The following is an 18753-nucleotide window of genomic DNA, read 5'->3' on the forward strand; positions in this document are numbered from 1 at the left end:
CTGGCCGAACCGGGTCCGATGCGAACCGAGATCGATCACCGATCGCAACGGGGGATGCGAAAGGCGGAGACCGACCCATGTGCTCGACACTGTGGGCGAGGCACCTAACACTGCCTGGCTGCGGTATCATCGCGACCCATGCTCAAGGGCTCCTGGATGCAGCCACCAATGTCCTACCAGAACTATCAAGCGATCCTCGAACAGATCCATCGCGACATCGAGCCGTGGCGCACCGCGGGCCGCGCCGCAGACTACATTCCCGAACTCGCGAATGTGCCCGCCAACAGCTTCGGCATGGCCGTTGTCACGACCTCGGGGGACGTGTATCGCGTGGGACAAGCCGATACGCGCTTTTCAATTCAGAGCATCTCCAAGCTGTTCGCGTGCACGATGGCATTCAGGCTGCTGGGCGATGCGTTGTGGCAGCGCGTGGGCCGTGAGCCGTCGGGTACGGCCTTCAATTCGCTCGTGCAACTCGAGGCCGAGAAGGGCAAGCCGCGCAACCCGTTCATCAACGCAGGCGCGCTGGTCGTCACCGATGTGCTGTGCCGCCGCTTCGTCAACGCGGAGACAGCGCTCGTCGAATTCATGCGGCGGTTGACGGGTGAATCGACCATCGACTATGACATGCGCGTGGCTCAGTCCGAATTGCAGCACGCACACCGCAATCGCGCGATGGCCCATTTCATGGCGAGCTTCGGCAACCTGGAGATGCCGCCCGAGGCTGTCGTCGATGCGTATTGCCGTCAATGCGCGATATCGATGAACTGCGTCGAACTGGCGAAGGCCGCGCTCTTTCTCGCCAACGGCGGCGTCGCGCCGATCTCTGGCGAACGTATCCTCGACGCGAGTTCGGCCAAACGCCTGTCCGCTCTTATGCTGACATGCGGCACGTACGACGCGGCCGGTGACTTCGTGTATCGCGTCGGCTTGCCAGCGAAAAGCGGCGTGGGCGGCGGTATCGTCGCGGTGCTGCCGGGGGAAATGGCCGTCTGCGTCTGGTCGCCCGGACTCGACGCGAACGGCAACTCACTTGCGGGCGTTCAGGCGCTTGAACGGTTGACCACGCTTACCGGGCGGTCGATTTTTTGAGAACACCGGAGTCCAGGTCATTCGGCAAGCGTCGACTCACACTGAGCGAGCGCCAAGTGAAAGGCTGGGACCGACCCGTTTCCGTCAGTCAGGTCATTGCATTAGTTGTGGCCGTTCTCGAATTACCAACGGTCACTTGCCCGTCGTGCGCACTGCGCATCGGCAGGCGCCGCAAACAGCGTCCCGACTGTCGGAGGAAAGCCTCTGCAAACGAGCGGGCCGGCTGCAGCCGGCCCAAGGCGGTGGTGCTATCGGCTTGCAACGGCCTGAGGATCGGCGGGTTGCCACCCTCCGCCGAGTGCCTTGAATGCAGCGACCGCTGCGCGCGCGGATTCCGTTTGCGCCTGCACCCGCTCGTCGGATGCGCGCAGCAAGTTTTGATCGGCCTGCAGGACTTCGATCAGGCTGACGACACCTTTCTGGTAGGCCGCAAACGAGGCGGCTCGCGCCCGGCCTAGCGAATTCACACCCTGCGCGAGAACGGCAGCCTGCTCCTCGCGCTTCACGAGCGTAGAGAAAGAATTCTCGACGTCCTCCGTTGCGTGCAGTGCGGCAAGCCGGTACGCGGCGAGCATCTCGGCATCCTGGCCTTTGGCCTCATTGATCTGCGAATTGATGCGGCCGAAATCGAACAGACGCCAGCGCAACCCCAGCACGCCAGCGCCCTGACTGGCACCGCTGCTGAACAGGTTGCCGCTGGCCACTGAGGTGGCGCTCCCAATCAGTCCACTGAGTGACAGCTTGGGGTAATACTCGGCGACTGCCACGCCAATACGCGCGTTGGATGCAGCAAGGCGACGCTCAGCCACGATCAGATCGGGCCGACGCCTGAGCAACTCGCGAGGCGAGCCGGCGCCCGCAATTCGCGGGGCGGCTGGGATACCAGCACCCTCGAACAGTTCCGCCCGATGTGTGCCGGGCTGTGCGCCCAGCATCACGTCCAGCGCGTTCATCGCCGCATCCAGGCCGGCCTCCAGGACCGGGATGGATGCCTGCACCTGCGCCAGCGCGCCTTCAGCCTGGCTCACCTGAAGATCGGCCGCCAGGCCTTTCCCATACAAAAGCTTGATGGTCGAGAGCAGATCCTGCTGCGTCTGAAACTGCTTGCGGGCCACCTGCAAACGAGCCTGCAATCCACGAATGGTGATGTAGATGTCGGCCGTCTGTGCTGCCACAGCCAGGCGCGTGGCCACCTCGCCGGCCTCTGAAGCCTGATAATCGGCAACTGCCGCTTCCCGCTCGCGACGCAGGCCACCAAACACATCCAGTTCCCAGCTCGCGTTGAAATTGGCCTCGTAGTCGTTGCCGTAGCGATCGAAACCAGGCGTTGAGTTCAGGACGCGTCCCAGCGGAGTTTCAACCGACTGGTAGACCCGGGCCATCTGGCCACTGACATTGCCAGAAGGAAGCAGCGCGGCGTTCGCCGCGCCGAGTCCCGCACGCGCCTGCACCACGCGAGCGGACGCCTGCGCGAGGTCGAGGTTCTGATCAAGCGCAAGCGCGATGAATCGCGTCAGTTGCGGATCGCCGAAACCCGTCCACCAAGTTACCAGGTCTGCGCTCGCCGCCGCCTCCCGGTGATCTACCGCGGCCTGGCCATGGAAATGGTCCGGCATTGCCACGTCGGTCCGGACGTAATCGGGGCCCACAGCGCAGGCTCCAGAGAGGCTGGCGACAATGACCGCAACAAGGAGGTGTTTGGGTAGCATGAGCGTCTTCACAAGATTCCTGATGTGACCATAATACCAAATGGTCACTGGTTGTCCATTCCTGTATGCTATGGCCATGAAAAACACCACCACTCCCTCCGTCCCCGCGCGCGGCCCGGTTGACCACGAGGTGCGGGACCAGATCGTTGCCGCCGCCACGGAGCACTTCAGCCGGTATGGCTACGAGAAAACGACGGTCTCCGACCTTGCCAAGGCGATCGGGTTTTCCAAGGCCTACATCTACAAATTCTTCGAATCCAAGCAGGCCATTGGCGAAATGATCTGCGTCAATTGCCTGCGGGAAATCGAAGGCGAGGTCCGGACAGCCGTCGCAGAGACCGATCTGCCGCCGGAGAAGCTGCGACGAATGTTCAAGGTCTTTACCGAAGCGAGCCTCAAGCTGTTCTTCCGGGACCGCAAGCTATACGACATTGCCGCATCAGCCGCCACGGAAAACTGGCAGGCGGTGCAAGCCTATGAAGCACGCGTGCAGAAGCTGCTCCAGGAAGTCCTGCAGGCGGGCAGGCAAAGCGGCGACTTCGAGCGCAAGACGCCGCTCGATGAAACTGCAATGGCGATCTACCTGGTGCTGCGCCCCTATCTCAATCCGCTACTCCTGCAATACAACCGCGACACCACCGACGTCGCACCTGCACAGCTATCCAGCCTGGTACTCCGAAGTCTGTCGCCCTGATGCGCTTCGCGAGTGACGCTTGACTGAAATAGTCACTAGAACCATAATGAAAGTCGTCATCACTTTATCGATGGGACTTTCATGTTCTCGCGTCGTCTCGCCACATCCGCACTCGCCTGTGCGCTAGCGCTTGCGCTAGCGGCCTGTGGCGAAAAAGCACCGCCCGATCCGCGCACCGAGGTCCCGCTGGTGCGCACGGCCATCGTTCACAGCGCCGTCCCCGCAGCCCGTTCGTTTACGGGGACTGTCGCGGCTCGCGTGCAGAGCGACCTGGGTTTTCGTGTTTCCGGCAAGGTGCTGGAACGGCTTGTGGATACCGGCCAAACCGTCAAACGCGGCCAGCTGCTGATGCGCCTCGATCCCATCGATCTCAAGCTTGCCGCGCAGGCCCGGCAGGAGGCGGTCACCGCCGCGCGGGCGCGGGCGCAGCAGACCGCGCAGGATGAGGAGCGCTATCGCGACCTGCGCGGCACGGGTGCGATCTCGGTTTCGGCCTACGACCAGGCCAAGGCGGCCGCCGATGCCGCCAGGGCGCAGCTCAGCGCGGCCCAGGCCGACGCCGACGTGGCGCGCAATGCGACGGACTACGCCAATCTGGCCGCGGACGGCGATGGCGTCGTGATGGAAACGCTGGCCGAACCGGGCCAGGTCGTCAGCGCCGGACAGCCCGTAGTGCGCCTGGCCCATGCCGGGCGCCGCGAGGCCGTGATCCAGCTACCGGAAACTCTGCGCCCCGCCATGGGTTCGGTCGCCCATGCGACCCTGTTCGGCAACAGCGGCGTCAGCGTGCCGGTCACGCTACGCCAGCTCTCGGATACGGCGGATCCGCGTACCCGCACCTTCGAAGCTCGTTATGTGTTGCAGGACGCGCTGGCCGGTGCGCCGCTAGGTGCAACCGTCACGATCGAGATACCGGACGCACGCGTGGCGCTCCAGGGCGGCATGCAGGTGCCGATTGGCGCCGTGCTCGACGCGGGCAAAGGGCCCGGCGTGTGGGTCGTCGACGGCAAGCCGACCAGGGTTGCATGGCAGCCGGTGACGGTTCTTCACCTGGACGACGGCAGCGCGCGCGTGTCCGGTACGTTGAAGCAAGGCGATCGCGTCATTGCGCTCGGTGCCCAGTTGCTGCACGAAGGCAAACAGGTCCGCGTGTCCGGCGAGGCCGTCGCAATGGCGAACGAAGGAGCACGTCCGTGAGCGAAGGCCGATTCAATCTGTCGGCGCTCGCGGTGCGTGAGCGCTCCATCACCTTGTTCCTGATCTGCCTGATCTCGCTGGCCGGGCTCCTGTCGTTCTTCAAGCTGGGGCGCGCCGAAGATCCAGCGTTCACAATCAAGGTGATGACCATCGTCACCGTATGGCCGGGGGCCACTGCGCAGGAAATGCACGATCAGGTCGCAGAGAAGATCGAAAAGCGCATGCAGGAGCTGCGCTGGTACGACCGGACCGAAACTTACACACGACCTGGCCTGGCCTTCACGACGCTAACATTGCTCGACAGCACACCACCGTCGGAAGTGCAGGAGCAGTTCTACCAGGCCCGGAAAAAAATCGGCGACGAAGCAGCCAACCTTCCGGCTGGCGTGATCGGGCCGATGGTCAATGACGAATATGCTGACGTCACGTTTGCGCTCTTCGCACTGAAAGCCCGGGGCGAACCGCAACGGCTGCTCGTGCGGGATGCCGAGACGCTGCGCCAACGGTTGCTCCACGTGCCGGGCGTGAAGAAGGTCAACATCATCGGCGAGCAGACCGAGCGCATCTACGTCCAGTTCTCGCATGACCGGCTGGCAACGCTCGGTGTCAGCCCGCAGGACGTATTCGCCGCGCTCAATGGCCAGAACGCCCTGACGCCAGCCGGCTCCGTGGAGACCAAAGGTCCGGAGGTGTTCATTCGCCTGGACGGCGCCTTCGACAATCTGCAGAAGATCCGCGACACGCCGGTCGTCGTGCAAGGTCGCACGCTGAAACTGTCGGACATTGCCACCGTCGAGCGCGGTTATGAAGATCCGGCGACATTCATGATCCGCAACAACGGCGAGCCCGCGCTGCTGCTGGGCATCGTGATGCGCGACGGCTGGAACGGGCTCGATCTCGGCAACGCACTGGACAGCGAGGTCGGCACAATCAACGCCGGGCTGCCGCTCGGCATGAGCCTGACAAAGGTCACCGACCAGGCCGTCAACATTCATTCGGCGGTCGACGAGTTCATGCTCAAGTTTTTTGTCGCCCTGCTGGTGGTCATGCTCGTGAGCTTCGTGAGCATGGGCTGGCGCGCAGGCCTGGTGGTTGCCGCCGCTGTCCCGTTGACGCTGGCCATCGTATTCGTGGTGATGGCCGCGACAGGCAAGAACTTCGATCGCATCACGCTGGGATCCCTGATCCTTGCGCTGGGCCTGCTGGTAGACGACGCGATCATCGCCATTGAAATGATGGTGGTGAAAATGGAGGAAGGCTACAGCCGTGTGGCCGCCTCTGCCTATGCCTGGAGCCATACTGCCGCACCCATGCTCGCGGGCACGCTGGTGACGGCCGTGGGCTTCATGCCCAACGGCTTCGCGCGGTCCACCGCGGGCGAATACACCAGCAACATGTTCTGGATTGTCGGCATTGCACTGATCGCATCCTGGGTCGTTGCCGTGTTCTTCACGCCCTACCTCGGCGTGAAGATGCTGCCCGACTTCAAAAAGGTCGAAGGCGGGCATGACGCGATCTATGACACGCCGCGCTACAACCGCTTCCGTCAGCTGCTCACGCGCGTGATCGTGCGCAAATGGCTGGTCGCCGGTTCGGTCGTTGGCCTCTTTGCCATCGCCATCCTCGGTATGGGCGTGGTCAAGAAGCAGTTCTTCCCGATCTCCGACCGTCCCGAAGTGCTGGTCGAAGTGCAGATGCCCTATGGCACATCGATTTCACAGACCAGCGCCGCCACGCAAAAGGTGGAGGCATGGTTGTCTGAACAGAAGGACGCCAGGATCGTCACCGCGTACGTCGGACAAGGTGCACCGCGCTTCTTCCTGGCGATGGGACCGGAACTGCCCGATCCGTCGTTCGCAAAGATCGTGATCCGCACGGACAGTCAGGAGGAACGCGATGCATTGAAGGCGCGACTGCGGCGAGCCATCGCCGACGGTCTTGTGCCCGAAGCACGCGTGCGCGTCACGCAACTCGTGTTCGGGCCGTATTCGCCGTTCCCGGTCGCCTATCGCGTCACCGGTCCGGACCCGGACGAACTGCGTGGAATCGCGGCTCAAGTCCAGCAGGTGATGGAGGCCAGTCCGATGATGCGCACGGTCAACACGGACTGGGGCACGCGCTCACCGACGCTGCACTTTACGTTGCAGCAGGATCGCTTGCAGGCGGTGGGATTGACGTCCAGCGCCGTCGCGCAACAGCTGCAGTTCCTGCTCACCGGCGTGCCTGTCACCGCCGTGCGTGAGGATATCCGAACCGTGCAGGTGATCGCGCGCTCGGCCGGCGATGTGCGTCTCGACCCTGCCCGGCTCGGCGACTTAACGCTGGCCGGCGCCAACGGGCAGCGCATTCCGCTGTCGCAGGTCGGCAAGGTCGACGTGCGGCTGGAGGAGTCGATCAAGCGCTGGCGCGACCGCGTGCCGACGATCACGGTACGCGGCGACATTGCCGACAACCTGCAGCCGCCAGACGTATCAACGGCAATCACCAGGCAGCTTCAGCCGATCATCGCGAAGCTGCCCAGTGGCTATCGCATCGAGCAGGCGGGCTCCATCGAGGAATCGGCCAAGGCGACGACCGCCATGTTGCCGCTGTTCCCGATCATGCTGGCGATCACGCTGGTCATCATCATTCTCCAGGTTCGGTCGATCTCCGCAATGGTGATGGTGTTCCTCACCAGCCCGCTTGGCCTGATCGGCGTGGTGCCGACGCTGATCCTGTTCAGGCAGCCGTTTGGCATCAATGCGCTGGTCGGCCTCATCGCGCTTTCGGGGATCCTGATGCGCAACACGCTGATCCTGATCGGGCAGATTCACCAGAACGAACAGGCCGGGCTGGATCCATTCGATGCAGTCGTCGAGGCCACCGTGCAACGGGCGCGCCCGGTGATCCTCACGGCTATGGCGGCGATCCTGGCCTTCATACCGCTGACGCATTCGGTGTTCTGGGGAACCCTCGCCTACACGCTGATCGGCGGTACATTGGCCGGAACAGTGCTGACGCTGGTGTTCCTGCCGGCCATGTATTCGATCTGGTTCAGGATCCGGCCCGGCAGCGCCGCGGGTTCACCCAAGAGCCTGGGTCACCACTCATCGCATCCCGAACTCATGACGCAGGATGCGCTCGACGCGCGTTGAAACACGATCAATTCACCAAACGGAGCTGTTCATGTCGAATTCCACGGTCGTTATTGTGACCGGCGTGTCATCGGGTATCGGACGCGCCACCGCCGAGAAGTTCGCGAGGCGAGGTTGCCGCGTGTTTGGCACAGTGCGCGGCATCGCAAAAGCGGTGCCTATCTCCGGAGTCGGGCTCATCGAGATGGATGTTCGCGACGATGCTTCGGTCCAGGCTGGAATCCAGTCCGTCATCGAACGCACCGGGCGAATTGACGTACTTGTCAATAATGCGGGAGCGAGCCTGATGGGTGCCGTGGAGGAAACGTCGACTGCCGAGGCCTTGTCGCTGTTCGATACCAACGTCTTCAGCATTCTGCGCACGACGCAGGCAGTACTTCCCCATATGCGTGCACAACGCGGCGGAAGGATCGTCAATGTCAGTTCCGTGCTCGGGTTCCTGCCCGCCCCCTATATGGGACTCTATTCGGCGTCCAAGCATGCCGTTGAAGGGCTGACCGAGACCCTGGACCATGAGGTGCGCCAGTTCGGCATCCGGTTAACGCTGGTCGAACCATCCTTTACCAGGACCAATCTGGACATCAACGCCCCTCTGGCAAGCTCGAAAATCGCCGACTATGATCGCGAGCGTGCCCTTGCATCGAGCGCAGTCGTCAACAGTGTCAAAGGTGCCCCCGCGCCCGACGGTGTGGCGAAGACAATCGTTGAAGCGGCGCTCGGCACCTGGCGTATGCGTCGCACACCGGCCGGCGAAGCTTCCCTGTTGCGCAAATTGCGGCGCTTCATGCCCTCCGGCCCGGTGGATGCAAGCTTGAGGAAAACATTCGGGCTCGCGTGAAGTCCTCTCTCCCGCCGCAACGTACATCAGGTTCGCGGGCCCGCCCCGCGCCGACGGTGGTTAGTTTCAGGCGTCCATGGTCATGACAACATCGGCGCGTTGCCACGACCCGTCTGCGGCAGCACGGAACTCTTTGCAACCCACTCCCCACGCATCCGGAACCGCAGATATGGAAAGTCAGAATCGCGAGTCGTCGATGCCCGCGATCGGAGAGATCTCCGCGCTCGCGCTCAACCACTTTTTCGCCCAGCGCGCAATGCGAGCTTTCTGGGCTCATTTCGACGAAGCACTGCGGCATACGGAGGTGACCGAAGGCCGAAAAGCTGTGGCTTCAGCAATGATCCCCTGGATGCGTGCCTATGAGGATACCTTCGCGTTTGTGAGACTGATTGATCTCGATTCAATGCGCGATCTTTTCCACGCGATTCGGGATATGAAAAGGCTCGATGACCTGAACGACGCCAGCGGCGTTTCTGCTCGCCCGGAATCTCGACTGCTGCTGTGCAATGACGCGTGGCCGTCCGTCGTCTCAGCGAGATGAAAGGACCGCCGTCCAAACCGGGGGCGCAGCGGTATCTTTGAGATGCAGCTTCATCAGGTTGAACTGGCCTTTGCGAATGCGATGCATGAGCTCGAAGCCGGAAATGGTTGTTGCCGCAGTCCTGAAGCCTTTAAAGCCGAGCATCACGTTCACCCGTGCTTTGAGGTTGCGATGATCCTGTTCGATCAGCTTATTCAAGTACTTCGACGATCGCAACGTTGTGCTTTCGGGCAGCAATCTATCGATCTTCATTTTGCGCACTGCGCGGTGAGACGCTGCGTAGCCGTCCAACCTGATTGACTTGGGTGCGAGCCCTCGACTCCTGATCGCTTTCTCGAAGAAGGCCTTGGCAGCAGCAACATCGCGCCTGGCGCTGAGCCGGAAGTCAATCGTCTTGCCAGCCCGGTCAACCGCTCGGTAAAGATAAACCCACTTGCCACGGATCTTCACGTAAGTTTGGTCGATTCGCCATGACCTGCCGGCTGCCGTAGCAAAGCGGTTCCAGCGCTTAACGAACTCCGGCGTGAACCGCTTCTCCCCAGCTTACTCATCTGTTTGCCCTGCGTGCGCCAAAACCCTGAGCCCAACCCATTGGCCTTCATATTTGCACCAGAGCCCCGCCGAGCAGGCCGACGCCTGTCCATCGAGCCACCATGAATCACGCCCGACAATCTGGTTCAGCTCGCGCAACTACGCGCCGCCCCTCGGCTGATCCTCGACTGTCGGTGGCGAAGGAACACACACAGCCCTCATTCGTAAATCAGCCTCTTGACCATTACTTCGCTTTACGAATGGATGGCGAATTTAATTCGTACACTTGCGAATTGAAAGATTTGCTTCGCTTTACGGCTCGCGAGCAGAAATGGGGAGATGGACTTCAAGGCGTTAGCATCCAATAAGGCCATCGTTAACAGTAGGTGGCTTTATTGGATGCTAACGCCGTTCGCGATGCCGTTATTCAGATCCGGCGACGCTCCGGAACGATCAACCGCACGAGAAGCTGGCCGCCGAGTTCACGTCACCCCCTTTGTATCGCGCGACCTTGGGATAGGGGCACAACGGCCGTGTACGTCCCGCGCCCCAATCCGCGGGCACTTCGCTGTTCGGAATCGCGTTGCCGGCGTCGCGTGCGGTTGCGACGATGCTGTCGGGCGCTTTGCCCTGTTCGACCCAGGCGACCAACGGCGTGAGCATGTCGAACTGGTCTGCGGTCGGCCCGCCCGAACAATGGTTCATGCCCGCCACCGTGTAAAGACGCGCGAAGTTGCTCGCATCGCCGCCGTTCGCCGTCATGAGACGCTGATACCAGTCGGTCGTATCGTTCGATGAAAACACTGGGTCGCTCGTGCCGTGATACACCATCAGCTTGGCGCCGCGCCGCTTCAACGCGCTCAGATCGGTCTCGTCCGGCGGCGTCATGAACGACCACGACGCCTCGGTGTAGACGCCGCTCGTTGCAAAGATCTTTGGCGCATCGCTGTCCATGCTGAAGTTCAACGCATATGACGTCAACTGCGTAAGCAGCGAAGCGCTTTGCGGCGGCGTCGTGAACGTGAAGGCAGCGGCGGCGGGATCCAGCGTGATGGAATTGGTTTGCTTCCACAATGACCAGTTCGCGCCATTGATACCCGCATCGTACGGAAAGCTAGCGTACAGCGCCGTTCCCGCGCTGTTGCGCACGCCGGAGAAGACGTTGCCGATTGCGTCCTTCTGCGCAGTCGTCAAGCACGAGCCATCGCGCACATTCCCCGAGCAGGTCGGCACGTCGTTGGCGAGGCTAAAGTTCGCCTGGCATGCCTTGATGTCTTGCACCATGCCGTCGGCCACGCCATCGAGCGAGTCGCACTTCGCAATGATTCGCGCCGCAACCAGCTGGCGCTCCGCTGCGGTAAAGCCCGTCTTGATGTCGGGAAGGCCGCTCGTGGTATTCGCCGTCGCCACCTTGGCGAGTTGCTGTGCGCTCCACATCTCGCCGATCGCCGCTTTCGGCAGATGAAAGCCCGGATCGCCCGCGATGATGCCGTCATACTCCGCCGACGAGCGCGCCGCCGCCACCATCGCATGCCGGCCGCCGTTCGAGCAGCCGTCGAAATAGCTCCGGTCGGGGCTCTTGCCATAGGCGGTCCTGATGACCTGCTTCGCCATCGGCGTGAGCGTCGCGACCGCGTTATACCCGTAGTCGATACGGGCCTGAGGATCGAGTCCGAACAGCGGGTTTTGCGACGACGAGTGGCCGGCGTCCGAGCTGATGACGGCGTAGCCCATGTTGAGCGCATCGTTGAGCGGACCACCGCCGCCGATCTCACCGGTCGCGGTCAGCACGTTTCCATCGAGGCCACCATTCGCCTGATAGAAGAAGCGTCCGTTCCAGGCGACCGGCAGGCGCATCTCGAAGCCGATCGCGTAGGTTTTGCCGTCGACGGAACTCACCCGTTGATTCATTTTCCCTTCGATCACGCAATGTTCCGCGATCGGCTTGCCGGCTACCGTCAGCGTACCTGCCGGCACGTCCTGCACCGACGTGAACGTCGTGTTCGCAAACGAGAGCTTCGCGGCAAGCGCGGTACAGGTGCCGGAGAGATTCGCGGGCGTGGCCGCACTGAGTTGCGGCAGGGATGACGATGTGTCGTTCGGTCCGCCACCGCACGCGGCGAGCGTCAGCGAAACCAGTATTGCAATTGCGGTTCTGTTCATCTCATGTCTCCTAGAACATGTGCCGTACGCCGACCATCGCACCCGTCTGGCCCATGCCCGCGGCCGGCGTCGTGCCGCCACCGCCGCCGCTGACCGAATAGCGTGCTTTCGCGCTGTTGGCGAGATAGGAGCCCTGCGCGTAGACGGCTGTGCGCTTGCTGAGCAGATAGGTGGTGCGCAGCGTGCCCATCGTGGCGCGTGTGTCGTGGTCGCTGTTGACGATGCGGAACACTTCGCCATCTACGAGAAACGCCGGTGTGACGGCATACGAAGCGCCGACGAAGAACAGATTCGAGCGCACGTTCGGCACAGCGGGAGAATCGGTGACGACGCGCCGACCGACCCAGCCGAGACCGATCTTCGCGCCGGCGTACTGCGCGTAGGCGCTCACGTGAGCGCGCGCGTCTTTGTCGGCGGCATTGATGAGCGTGGTGGGCGCAACGCCGTCGAAGAAGTTCGCCGCGGCGGTGGCGCCGCCACGCTCTTCTTCGTACGACGCCGCCACGCCGAAGTACTGCGCTTCGTATTTGAGCATCACGGACCAGTCGCGGCATTCGGTGGCGTGCCCCGCCACCGAGCCGGTACAGGTGCCTTGTCCGGGCGAGTTGTTGCCGGCGTCACGTCCGAATGAATAACCGGCGCCGAGGGTGACGCCCTTGTATACGCCGATGTAGGTGACCGAGTTGTCCGCGCGGGCGTTGGGGACGTAGGCGTCCAGCGAACCGAGGCCATAAATATCCGGGCCGATGATGTCCGCGCCCATCAACGCAAGGTACGTCATCGTGTACTGGCGGCCGAACGCGACGGTTCCATACGGGCTCTTCACGCCCACAAAGGCTTGTCGGCCGAACAGGCGGCCACCCTGGCCGAGCGTTCCGTCGCGCACGTTAAAGCCGTTCTCGACGGTGAAGACGGCGCTATAGCCGCCACCCAGGTCTTCCACACCGCGCAGGCCCCAGCGCGAAGGCAACTCGCCCGTCACCGCGGGCATGCGAAACAGGTGGTCGCCCGCCGCATTGGCGTGCGAAACGTATTCGATACCGGTATCGACGATTCCGTAGAACGTGACGCTCGATTGCGCGGCGGCCACGGTGCTCGTTGCGCAGAGGGCGCCGCTCAGGAGAAGGCGTGTTGATGCTCGCATGATTGAAGTCTCCAAACCGTTATGTGTTTTTTTGAAAAACCATCAGTCGGTCGCGCGCGGGCGACGGATGAGCAAGAGGGCCGCGACTGCGGCGATCAGCGTCACTGGAATGCTCGCGCCGATCACGACCGACGAGCTGCGTCCCATCGCGAGCAACTGGCCTGCCGCGAGCGGCCCGACAACCGAACCGATACGGCCCACGGCGACGGCGGCGCCGACGCCCGTCCCGCGCATCGCCGTCGGATAGAACGCCGCGGAGAGCGCATACAGCACCGACTGCCCGCCAATAACGAACATGCCCGCGAAGAATGCCGAGCCGGCGAGCGCGCCGAATCCCGGCGCTATCGACAGCGCTGCAAGCGAGGCGATGATCCCGATGTACATGCCCGACACGACCACGGCGCCGCGCAGCCGGTCCATCAACATACCGATGCAAAGCGCGCCGATGCCGCCGCCGACATTGAAGGCGATCTGCACATAGCCGATTTCCGGGCGCGAGAGACCGCGCGCGGCCATCAACGAAGGAAGCCAGTTGAGCAGGAAATACAGAACGATCAGCGTGCAGAAATAGCTGATCCAGATCTGCGCTGTCGAAAGAGCACGATTGCCGGCGAACAGCACATTGCCCACGGCGGCGGGCTGCACGTTCCCTTCATGCGATGCGCGCCGAAATGCCTTTGATTCGGGCAGGAAAGCGAACAGGAGCGGCACCAGAAGCAGCGGCCCTGCACCGCCCACATAGAAGATATGGCGCCATTCGGTGTCTCCCATGTTCACGATGCCGATGATCGACGCGATCACGCCACCAAACGGAATACCGCAATACATGATGCTCACGGCGGTATTGCGCGCCCTCGGCGACACCGCTTCGGACGACAGCGCGATCAGGTTCGGCAGCGCACCGCCCAGTCCGATACCGGTCAGCACGCGCACCAGCACGAGCATGTCGAAGCTGCTGACGAGCGCGGTTGCAATCGAAAGCAGGCCGAACAGACATGCCGAGAGAATCAGCACACGCTTGCGGCCAATGCGATCGGCAAGCCGTCCGCCGAACATTGCGCCGGGCAGAAGGCCGAAGGTTCCGGCACTGAATGCAAGGCCCATTTGCGTCACCGACAGGCCGAACTCGCGCGCCATTCGCGGCGCCGCGACCCCGACCGATTGAAGGTCGAGGCCTTCGAGCAAAGCGACGGCAAAGCAGAGGCTCAGGGTTACGGCGGCAGCCGATCTGGCGACTGGTTGCGTCATCACTGCGTCTCCTGGTGCTGCTGTTCTCATTGGCTTCATATCGATCACCTGGTTGTCGGGTCCGCCTGAACCACATGTCTCGCCGAGCCCTCACAATATCAGGTGCCCTGATATAAAGATCGCAGGAAAGCACTTCAGCGAGAAAGCATAAGAGCGTAGGGGTACGGAGAAACCGAAGCTGTTATTGCCTGTTATTGCGCTATGGCGAGACCACTGCCGTTCTAATCGCGGAAGATCCTTCGCGGCAGAAGAATCGATCCGTGCAGCATTGCCCGAGCGGCGCAGTCAGTTTGAAAACATATCCGCCGGGTGATGCGTATTTGATCTCAGGCGACCTGATAAGACAAGATAAAATTCTTCGGTGAATACCCCAGGCCAAAGTCGGGTTGACCGTATCGGCCGTATTGATACACATTGCACGTGATCGAGATTGCGCCGCGCCGGAGGCGCGCCAATCCGAGTCCCTTTAGGATCACCAAGGAAAGAGAATGGACATTGCGAATCTGGTTGCTATCGATACCCATGTGCATGCGGAGGTCTCCTGTTGCCAGCCGCCGGATCTGTTCGGCAAGGAGTTCGACGACGCTGCCGACAAATACTTCGGTACAGTGCTCAAGCAGGGGCGGCGGCCGACGATCCCGGAGACGATCGACTACTATCGCCAGCAGAAAATTGGCATGGTGATGTTCACGGTCGACTGCGAGGCGCAACTCGGGCGCCGCCGCATCCCCAACGAGGAGGTCGCGCAATTCGCGGCGGACAATAGCGACATCATGATTGCCTTTGCGAGCATCGATCCGCACAAAGGCAAGATGGGCGCGCGCGAAGCACGGCGTCTGATCGAAGATCACGGCGTGCGGGGATTCAAGTTTCACCCGACGCTGCAGGGCTGCTATCCGAACGACCGGATGGCCTATCCGATCTATGAAGTGATCGCCGAATACAACTTGCCGGCGGTATTTCACAGCGGCCATTCCGGCATGGGCAGCGGCATGCGCGGCGGTGGAGGGCTGCTGCTCAAGTATTCGGAGCCGATACACCTGGACGAAGTGGCGGCGGAATTTCCTGACATGAAGGTGGTGATCGCGCATCCGTCGTGGCCGTGGCAGGATCAGGCGTTGTCGATTTGCCTGCACAAGCCGAATGTCTACATCGACCTCTCGGGGTGGTCGCCGAAGTACTTCGCGCCACAGCTGATTCAGCATGCGAACACGCTACTCAAGCACAAGATGCTGTTCGCGTCCGATTTCCCGCTGATTCGCCCGGATCGCTGGCTGAACGATTTCCAGACAGCGGGCTTCAAGCCCGAGGTTCATCCGTTGATTCTGAAGGAAAACGCCATCAGTCTGCTTGGATTGAGTCCGAAGTGACCTGATCGAAAGTGTGTAGATTGCGCAGCAGCATGCGCAATGAAGCATGCAGCAGATCGGCGTTCGCGGGCTCGATACCGTTCATCATGCCTGCCTCGAGCCGCTCGATCGACGCTTCGCACTGGCGCACGAGCGCGGCGCCCGCGCGCGTGAGTTGCAGCACGACGATGCGGCCGTGGGAGGGGTCGGCGGCGCGTGTGACCCATCCGCGCGCGACCATCACCTTGATGACCTCGTTGGCCGCCTGAGGCGTGATCAGCGATCGCTCAGCCAGCTTGGCGTTCGACGAGTGTCCGCGCGCTTTCAACACCGACAGGGCGGTGAACTGCGGCAGCGTCACGCCATGTGGCGCGAGCGTTTCGATGAGCCGGCGTTTCAGCACACGGTCCACGCTGCCGACCAGGTAGGTGATACGCAGCGGCTTTTCGGCCATGGCGCCCGAAGGTCGGCCGGAATGATCGGTTGGCTTCATCGTATCTGATGTTCGAGGGTTTTCACTAAGCACCGGGCGCTTGTTTATCAGGCTGCTTGATAATAGACTCTGTATCAGGATGCCTGATATAAAAATCTCAGGCAGGTTGATACTACAGCAGTTCAACGGAATTTCCACCTTATCGCGCGGTCCGCGCGCAGGAGTTACGAACATGGCAAGTTACGAGGGTCGCTGGAAGACGGTTGACGTGAAGGTCGAGGCAGGCATCGCGTGGGTGACGTTGAATCGCCCGGAGAAGCGCAATGCGATGAGCCCGACGCTCAATAGCGAGATGCTGCAGGTCCTGGATGCCGTGGAGCTCGACGACGACGCAAGGGTTCTGGTACTGACCGGCGCGGGCGCCGCATGGACCGCGGGTATGGACTTGAAGGAGTATTTCCGGGAAGTCGACGCGGGTCCGGAAATTCTGCAGGAGAAGATTCGCCGCGACGCGTCGGAATGGCAGTGGCGCCGTCTGCGCATGTATGCAAAGCCGACCATCGCAATGGTCAACGGCTGGTGTTTCGGCGGTGGTTTTTCGCCGCTGGTGGCGTGCGATCTGGCACTTGCAGCGGACGAAGCGGTATTCGGGCTGTCGGAAATCAACTGGGGCATTCCGCCCGGCAATCTGGTCAGCAAGGCGATGGCGGATACGGTCGGCCATCGTCAGGCGCTGCACTACATCATGACGGGTGACACCTTCACCGGCCCGCAAGCTGCGGCGATGGGCCTCGTCAACAAGAGCGTGCCGCTTGCGCAGCTGCGCGACGAGACCATTGCTCTGGCAGCGAAGCTCCTCGAAAAGAACCCGGTGGTGTTGCGCGCCGCAAAGCACGGCTTCAAGCGTTGCCGTGAACTGACGTGGGAGCAGAATGAAGACTACCTGTACGCCAAGCTCGATCAGGCGCAACTGCGCGACCCGGAGCACGGACGCGAGCAGGGCCTGAAGCAGTTCCTCGACGATAAGTCGATCAAGCCGGGTTTGCAGGCGTATAAGCGCGCTGAATAAAGCATGAGTATCGCAGCCACAGTCCGGCGAAGAGACTCGGCGGTGGCATCCGCATCAGGACACGCAGCACAGTGAGGAGACAACAATCGTGACCGAAGTGAGCATGTTGATCGGCGGCCAGGACCGTCCGGCATCCAGCGGGGCGACGTTCGAGCGCCTGAACCCGGTAACCGGCACCCTCGCCTCACGCTCGCCTGCGGCCACGCTTGCCGACGCCGATGCGGCAGTCGACGCCGCCGCCGCCGCATTTCCTGCGTGGGCCGCGCTTCGGCCCACCGAGCGTCGCGCGCGGCTGCTGAAAGCGGCCGACATGATGGATGCACGGACCGGCGAGTTTATCGCGGCCGGCGTGGCCGAAACGGGCGCGATGGCGAACTGGTACGGCTTCAATGTTCATCTCGCCGCCAACATGCTGCGTGAAGCGGCCGCAATGACGACGCAGATCGACGGCAGCGTGATTCCGAGCGACACACCAGACAATCTGGCGCTTGCCGTGCGTCAGCCGTGCGGCGTCGTGCTGGGCATTGCGCCTTGGAATGCGCCGGTGATTCTCGGCACGCGCGCACTCGCGATGCCGCTCGCGTGCGGCAATACGGTGGTACTCAAGGCATCGGAGGCGTGTCCGGCGGTACATCGGCTGATCGGCACGGTATTGCAGGAAGCCGGGCTCGGCGACGGCGTCGTGAACGTCGTGACGAATGCGCCCGAGGATGCGGCGGCAATCGTCGAACGCCTTATCGCACACCCGGCCGTGCGGCGGGTGAATTTCACCGGCTCGACGCATGTGGGCCGCATCATCGCTATGCATGCGGCGAAGCATCTGAAGCCGGCGTTGCTGGAACTCGGCGGCAAGGCGCCGGTGCTGGTGCTTGAAGACGCCGATCTGGACGCGGCCGTTGCCGCGATCGCGTTCGGCGCGTTCTTCAACCAGGGGCAAATCTGCATGTCCACGGAGCGGGTCATCGCCCACCGCAGCATTGCGGATGCGCTGGTGGAAAAGCTGACTGAAAAAGCGCGCAAGCTGGTGGCAACCGCGCCGACCGACGACGGCGCGGTGCTCGGCGCGCTCGTCAACGCACAGGCCGCGCAACGCGTGGCGGCGCTCGTCGAAGACGCGCGCCGCCACGGTGCGACGGTGCTGGCCGGCGGCGCGATTGACGGTGCGATCATGCAGCCGACCATCGTCGACGGCGTGCGTCCCGAGATGAAGCTCTATGCGGAGGAGTCGTTCGCACCGGTGGTCACGGTGCAGCGTGTGGACAGCGACGACGAAGCGGTGCAAGTCGCCAACGACAGCGAGTTCGGGTTGTCGGCGGCAGTGTTCAGCCGCGACATCGCGCGGGCATTGGGTCTGGCGAGGCGTATCGAATCGGGCATTTGCCACATCAACGGGCCGACCGTGCACGACGAAGCACAAATGCCGTTCGGCGGCGTAAAGGGCAGTGGCTACGGACGTTTCGGCAGCAAGGCTTCGATTGCCGAATTCACGGATCTGCGCTGGATCACCATTCAGACCGGCCCGCGCCACTACCCGATCTAACAGCGCCGCACGAAGACGAGTGCGTCGAAACACGGCATCCTCTGTCGAATGACAGAGGGCTTGCGTTCGTC

Annotated in this window: 14 protein-coding genes and 1 pseudogene; 9 read left to right on the forward strand and 6 right to left on the reverse strand. The window is 62.4% G+C overall.

The window, feature by feature from the left end; translation table 11 throughout:
* Positions 1–168 precede the first annotated feature (168 nt).
* On the forward strand, positions 169–1092 hold the full coding sequence (locus P0D70_RS27175) for a glutaminase (RefSeq protein WP_408186733.1): 924 nt from the start codon (positions 169–171) through the stop codon (positions 1090–1092).
* A gap of 248 nt (positions 1093–1340) precedes the next feature.
* On the opposite strand, the gene P0D70_RS27180 is transcribed toward P0D70_RS27175, so the two are convergent.
* On the reverse strand, positions 1341–2801 hold the full coding sequence (locus P0D70_RS27180) for an efflux transporter outer membrane subunit (RefSeq protein WP_408186755.1): 1461 nt from the start codon (positions 2799–2801) through the stop codon (positions 1341–1343).
* Between the two features lie 76 nt (positions 2802–2877).
* Between P0D70_RS27180 and P0D70_RS27185 the strand changes: the two genes are divergently transcribed.
* From P0D70_RS27185 to P0D70_RS27205, 5 genes are all read left to right on the forward strand, one after another.
* Complete coding sequence (locus P0D70_RS27185; protein WP_408186734.1) at positions 2878–3495, forward strand: TetR/AcrR family transcriptional regulator; 618 nt, start codon at positions 2878–2880, stop codon at positions 3493–3495.
* A gap of 81 nt (positions 3496–3576) precedes the next feature.
* Positions 3577–4692, forward strand: coding sequence for an efflux RND transporter periplasmic adaptor subunit (locus P0D70_RS27190; RefSeq protein ID WP_408186735.1), 1116 nt, complete (start codon positions 3577–3579; stop codon positions 4690–4692).
* Positions 4689–7826, forward strand: a complete 3138-nt coding sequence (locus tag P0D70_RS27195; RefSeq protein ID WP_408186736.1) for an efflux RND transporter permease subunit — start codon at positions 4689–4691, stop codon at positions 7824–7826. Before P0D70_RS27190 ends, P0D70_RS27195 begins: the two co-directional genes overlap by 4 nt.
* Positions 7827–7857: 31 nt before the next feature.
* Complete coding sequence (locus P0D70_RS27200) at positions 7858–8664, forward strand: oxidoreductase (RefSeq protein WP_408186737.1); 807 nt, start codon at positions 7858–7860, stop codon at positions 8662–8664.
* A gap of 169 nt (positions 8665–8833) precedes the next feature.
* A complete protein-coding gene (locus P0D70_RS27205; RefSeq protein WP_408186738.1) occupies positions 8834–9205 on the forward strand; it encodes a hypothetical protein in 372 nt (123 codons plus the stop codon).
* On the opposite strand, the pseudogene P0D70_RS27210 reads toward P0D70_RS27205, so the two are convergent.
* The 4 genes and pseudogenes from P0D70_RS27210 to mhpT form a co-directional block, all read right to left on the reverse strand.
* Positions 9194–9685: pseudogene (locus P0D70_RS27210) on the reverse strand (IS6 family transposase); the annotation flags it as partial. The gene P0D70_RS27205 and the pseudogene P0D70_RS27210 sit on opposite strands and share 12 nt — an antisense overlap.
* A 504-nt stretch (positions 9686–10189) precedes the next feature.
* Positions 10190–11899, reverse strand: a complete 1710-nt coding sequence (locus P0D70_RS27215) for a tannase/feruloyl esterase family alpha/beta hydrolase (RefSeq protein ID WP_408186739.1) — start codon at positions 11897–11899, stop codon at positions 10190–10192.
* A gap of 10 nt (positions 11900–11909) precedes the next feature.
* Positions 11910–13043, reverse strand: a complete 1134-nt coding sequence (locus P0D70_RS27220) for a porin (RefSeq protein WP_408186740.1) — start codon at positions 13041–13043, stop codon at positions 11910–11912.
* 42 nt (positions 13044–13085) lie between these two features.
* Positions 13086–14291 (reverse strand): 3-(3-hydroxy-phenyl)propionate transporter MhpT, encoded by a 1206-nt coding sequence (mhpT, locus tag P0D70_RS27225; protein ID WP_408186741.1) that lies wholly within the window; start codon positions 14289–14291, stop codon positions 13086–13088.
* A gap of 488 nt (positions 14292–14779) precedes the next feature.
* Here mhpT and P0D70_RS27230 point away from each other — a divergent pair, with 488 nt between their 5' ends.
* Positions 14780–15661: an amidohydrolase family protein gene (locus P0D70_RS27230; protein ID WP_408186742.1), complete on the forward strand. Its 882-nt coding sequence runs from the start codon at positions 14780–14782 to the stop codon at positions 15659–15661.
* Here the strand turns inward: P0D70_RS27230 and P0D70_RS27235 are convergent.
* A complete protein-coding gene (locus tag P0D70_RS27235; RefSeq protein ID WP_091803930.1) occupies positions 15633–16133 on the reverse strand; it encodes a MarR family winged helix-turn-helix transcriptional regulator in 501 nt (166 codons plus the stop codon). The genes P0D70_RS27230 and P0D70_RS27235 overlap by 29 nt on opposite strands.
* A 172-nt stretch (positions 16134–16305) precedes the next feature.
* Here P0D70_RS27235 and P0D70_RS27240 point away from each other — a divergent pair, with 172 nt between their 5' ends.
* On the forward strand, positions 16306–17142 hold the full coding sequence (locus P0D70_RS27240) for a p-hydroxycinnamoyl CoA hydratase/lyase (protein WP_408186743.1): 837 nt from the start codon (positions 16306–16308) through the stop codon (positions 17140–17142).
* Positions 17143–17245: 103 nt separating this feature from the next.
* Positions 17246–18682, forward strand: coding sequence for an aldehyde dehydrogenase (locus tag P0D70_RS27245; RefSeq protein ID WP_091808932.1), 1437 nt, complete (start codon positions 17246–17248; stop codon positions 18680–18682).
* The last annotated feature ends 71 nt before the right edge of the window (positions 18683–18753 follow it).

The sequence above is a fragment of the Paraburkholderia sp. RL17-381-BIF-C genome, from assembly GCF_046026435.1.
Taxonomy (GTDB): domain Bacteria; phylum Pseudomonadota; class Gammaproteobacteria; order Burkholderiales; family Burkholderiaceae; genus Paraburkholderia.

Excerpts from the sequence above, each read along its gene's own strand:
- P0D70_RS27175 (WP_408186733.1), top strand. The coding sequence starts at position 169 with ATGTCCTACCAGAACTATCAAGCGATCCTCGAACAGATCCATCGCGAC.
- P0D70_RS27180 (WP_408186755.1), bottom strand. The coding sequence starts at position 2,801 with ATGCTACCCAAACACCTCCTTGTTGCGGTCATTGTCGCCAGCCTCTCT.
- P0D70_RS27185 (WP_408186734.1), top strand. The coding sequence starts at position 2,878 with ATGAAAAACACCACCACTCCCTCCGTCCCCGCGCGCGGCCCGGTTGAC.
- P0D70_RS27190 (WP_408186735.1), top strand. The coding sequence starts at position 3,577 with ATGTTCTCGCGTCGTCTCGCCACATCCGCACTCGCCTGTGCGCTAGCG.
- P0D70_RS27200 (WP_408186737.1), top strand. The coding sequence starts at position 7,858 with ATGTCGAATTCCACGGTCGTTATTGTGACCGGCGTGTCATCGGGTATC.
- P0D70_RS27205 (WP_408186738.1), top strand. The coding sequence starts at position 8,834 with ATGGAAAGTCAGAATCGCGAGTCGTCGATGCCCGCGATCGGAGAGATC.
- P0D70_RS27215 (WP_408186739.1), bottom strand. The coding sequence starts at position 11,899 with ATGAACAGAACCGCAATTGCAATACTGGTTTCGCTGACGCTCGCCGCG.
- P0D70_RS27220 (WP_408186740.1), bottom strand. The coding sequence starts at position 13,043 with ATGCGAGCATCAACACGCCTTCTCCTGAGCGGCGCCCTCTGCGCAACG.
- mhpT (WP_408186741.1), bottom strand. The coding sequence starts at position 14,291 with ATGACGCAACCAGTCGCCAGATCGGCTGCCGCCGTAACCCTGAGCCTC.
- P0D70_RS27230 (WP_408186742.1), top strand. The coding sequence starts at position 14,780 with ATGGACATTGCGAATCTGGTTGCTATCGATACCCATGTGCATGCGGAG.
- P0D70_RS27235 (WP_091803930.1), bottom strand. The coding sequence starts at position 16,133 with ATGAAGCCAACCGATCATTCCGGCCGACCTTCGGGCGCCATGGCCGAA.
- P0D70_RS27240 (WP_408186743.1), top strand. The coding sequence starts at position 16,306 with ATGGCAAGTTACGAGGGTCGCTGGAAGACGGTTGACGTGAAGGTCGAG.
- P0D70_RS27245 (WP_091808932.1), top strand. The coding sequence starts at position 17,246 with ATGTTGATCGGCGGCCAGGACCGTCCGGCATCCAGCGGGGCGACGTTC.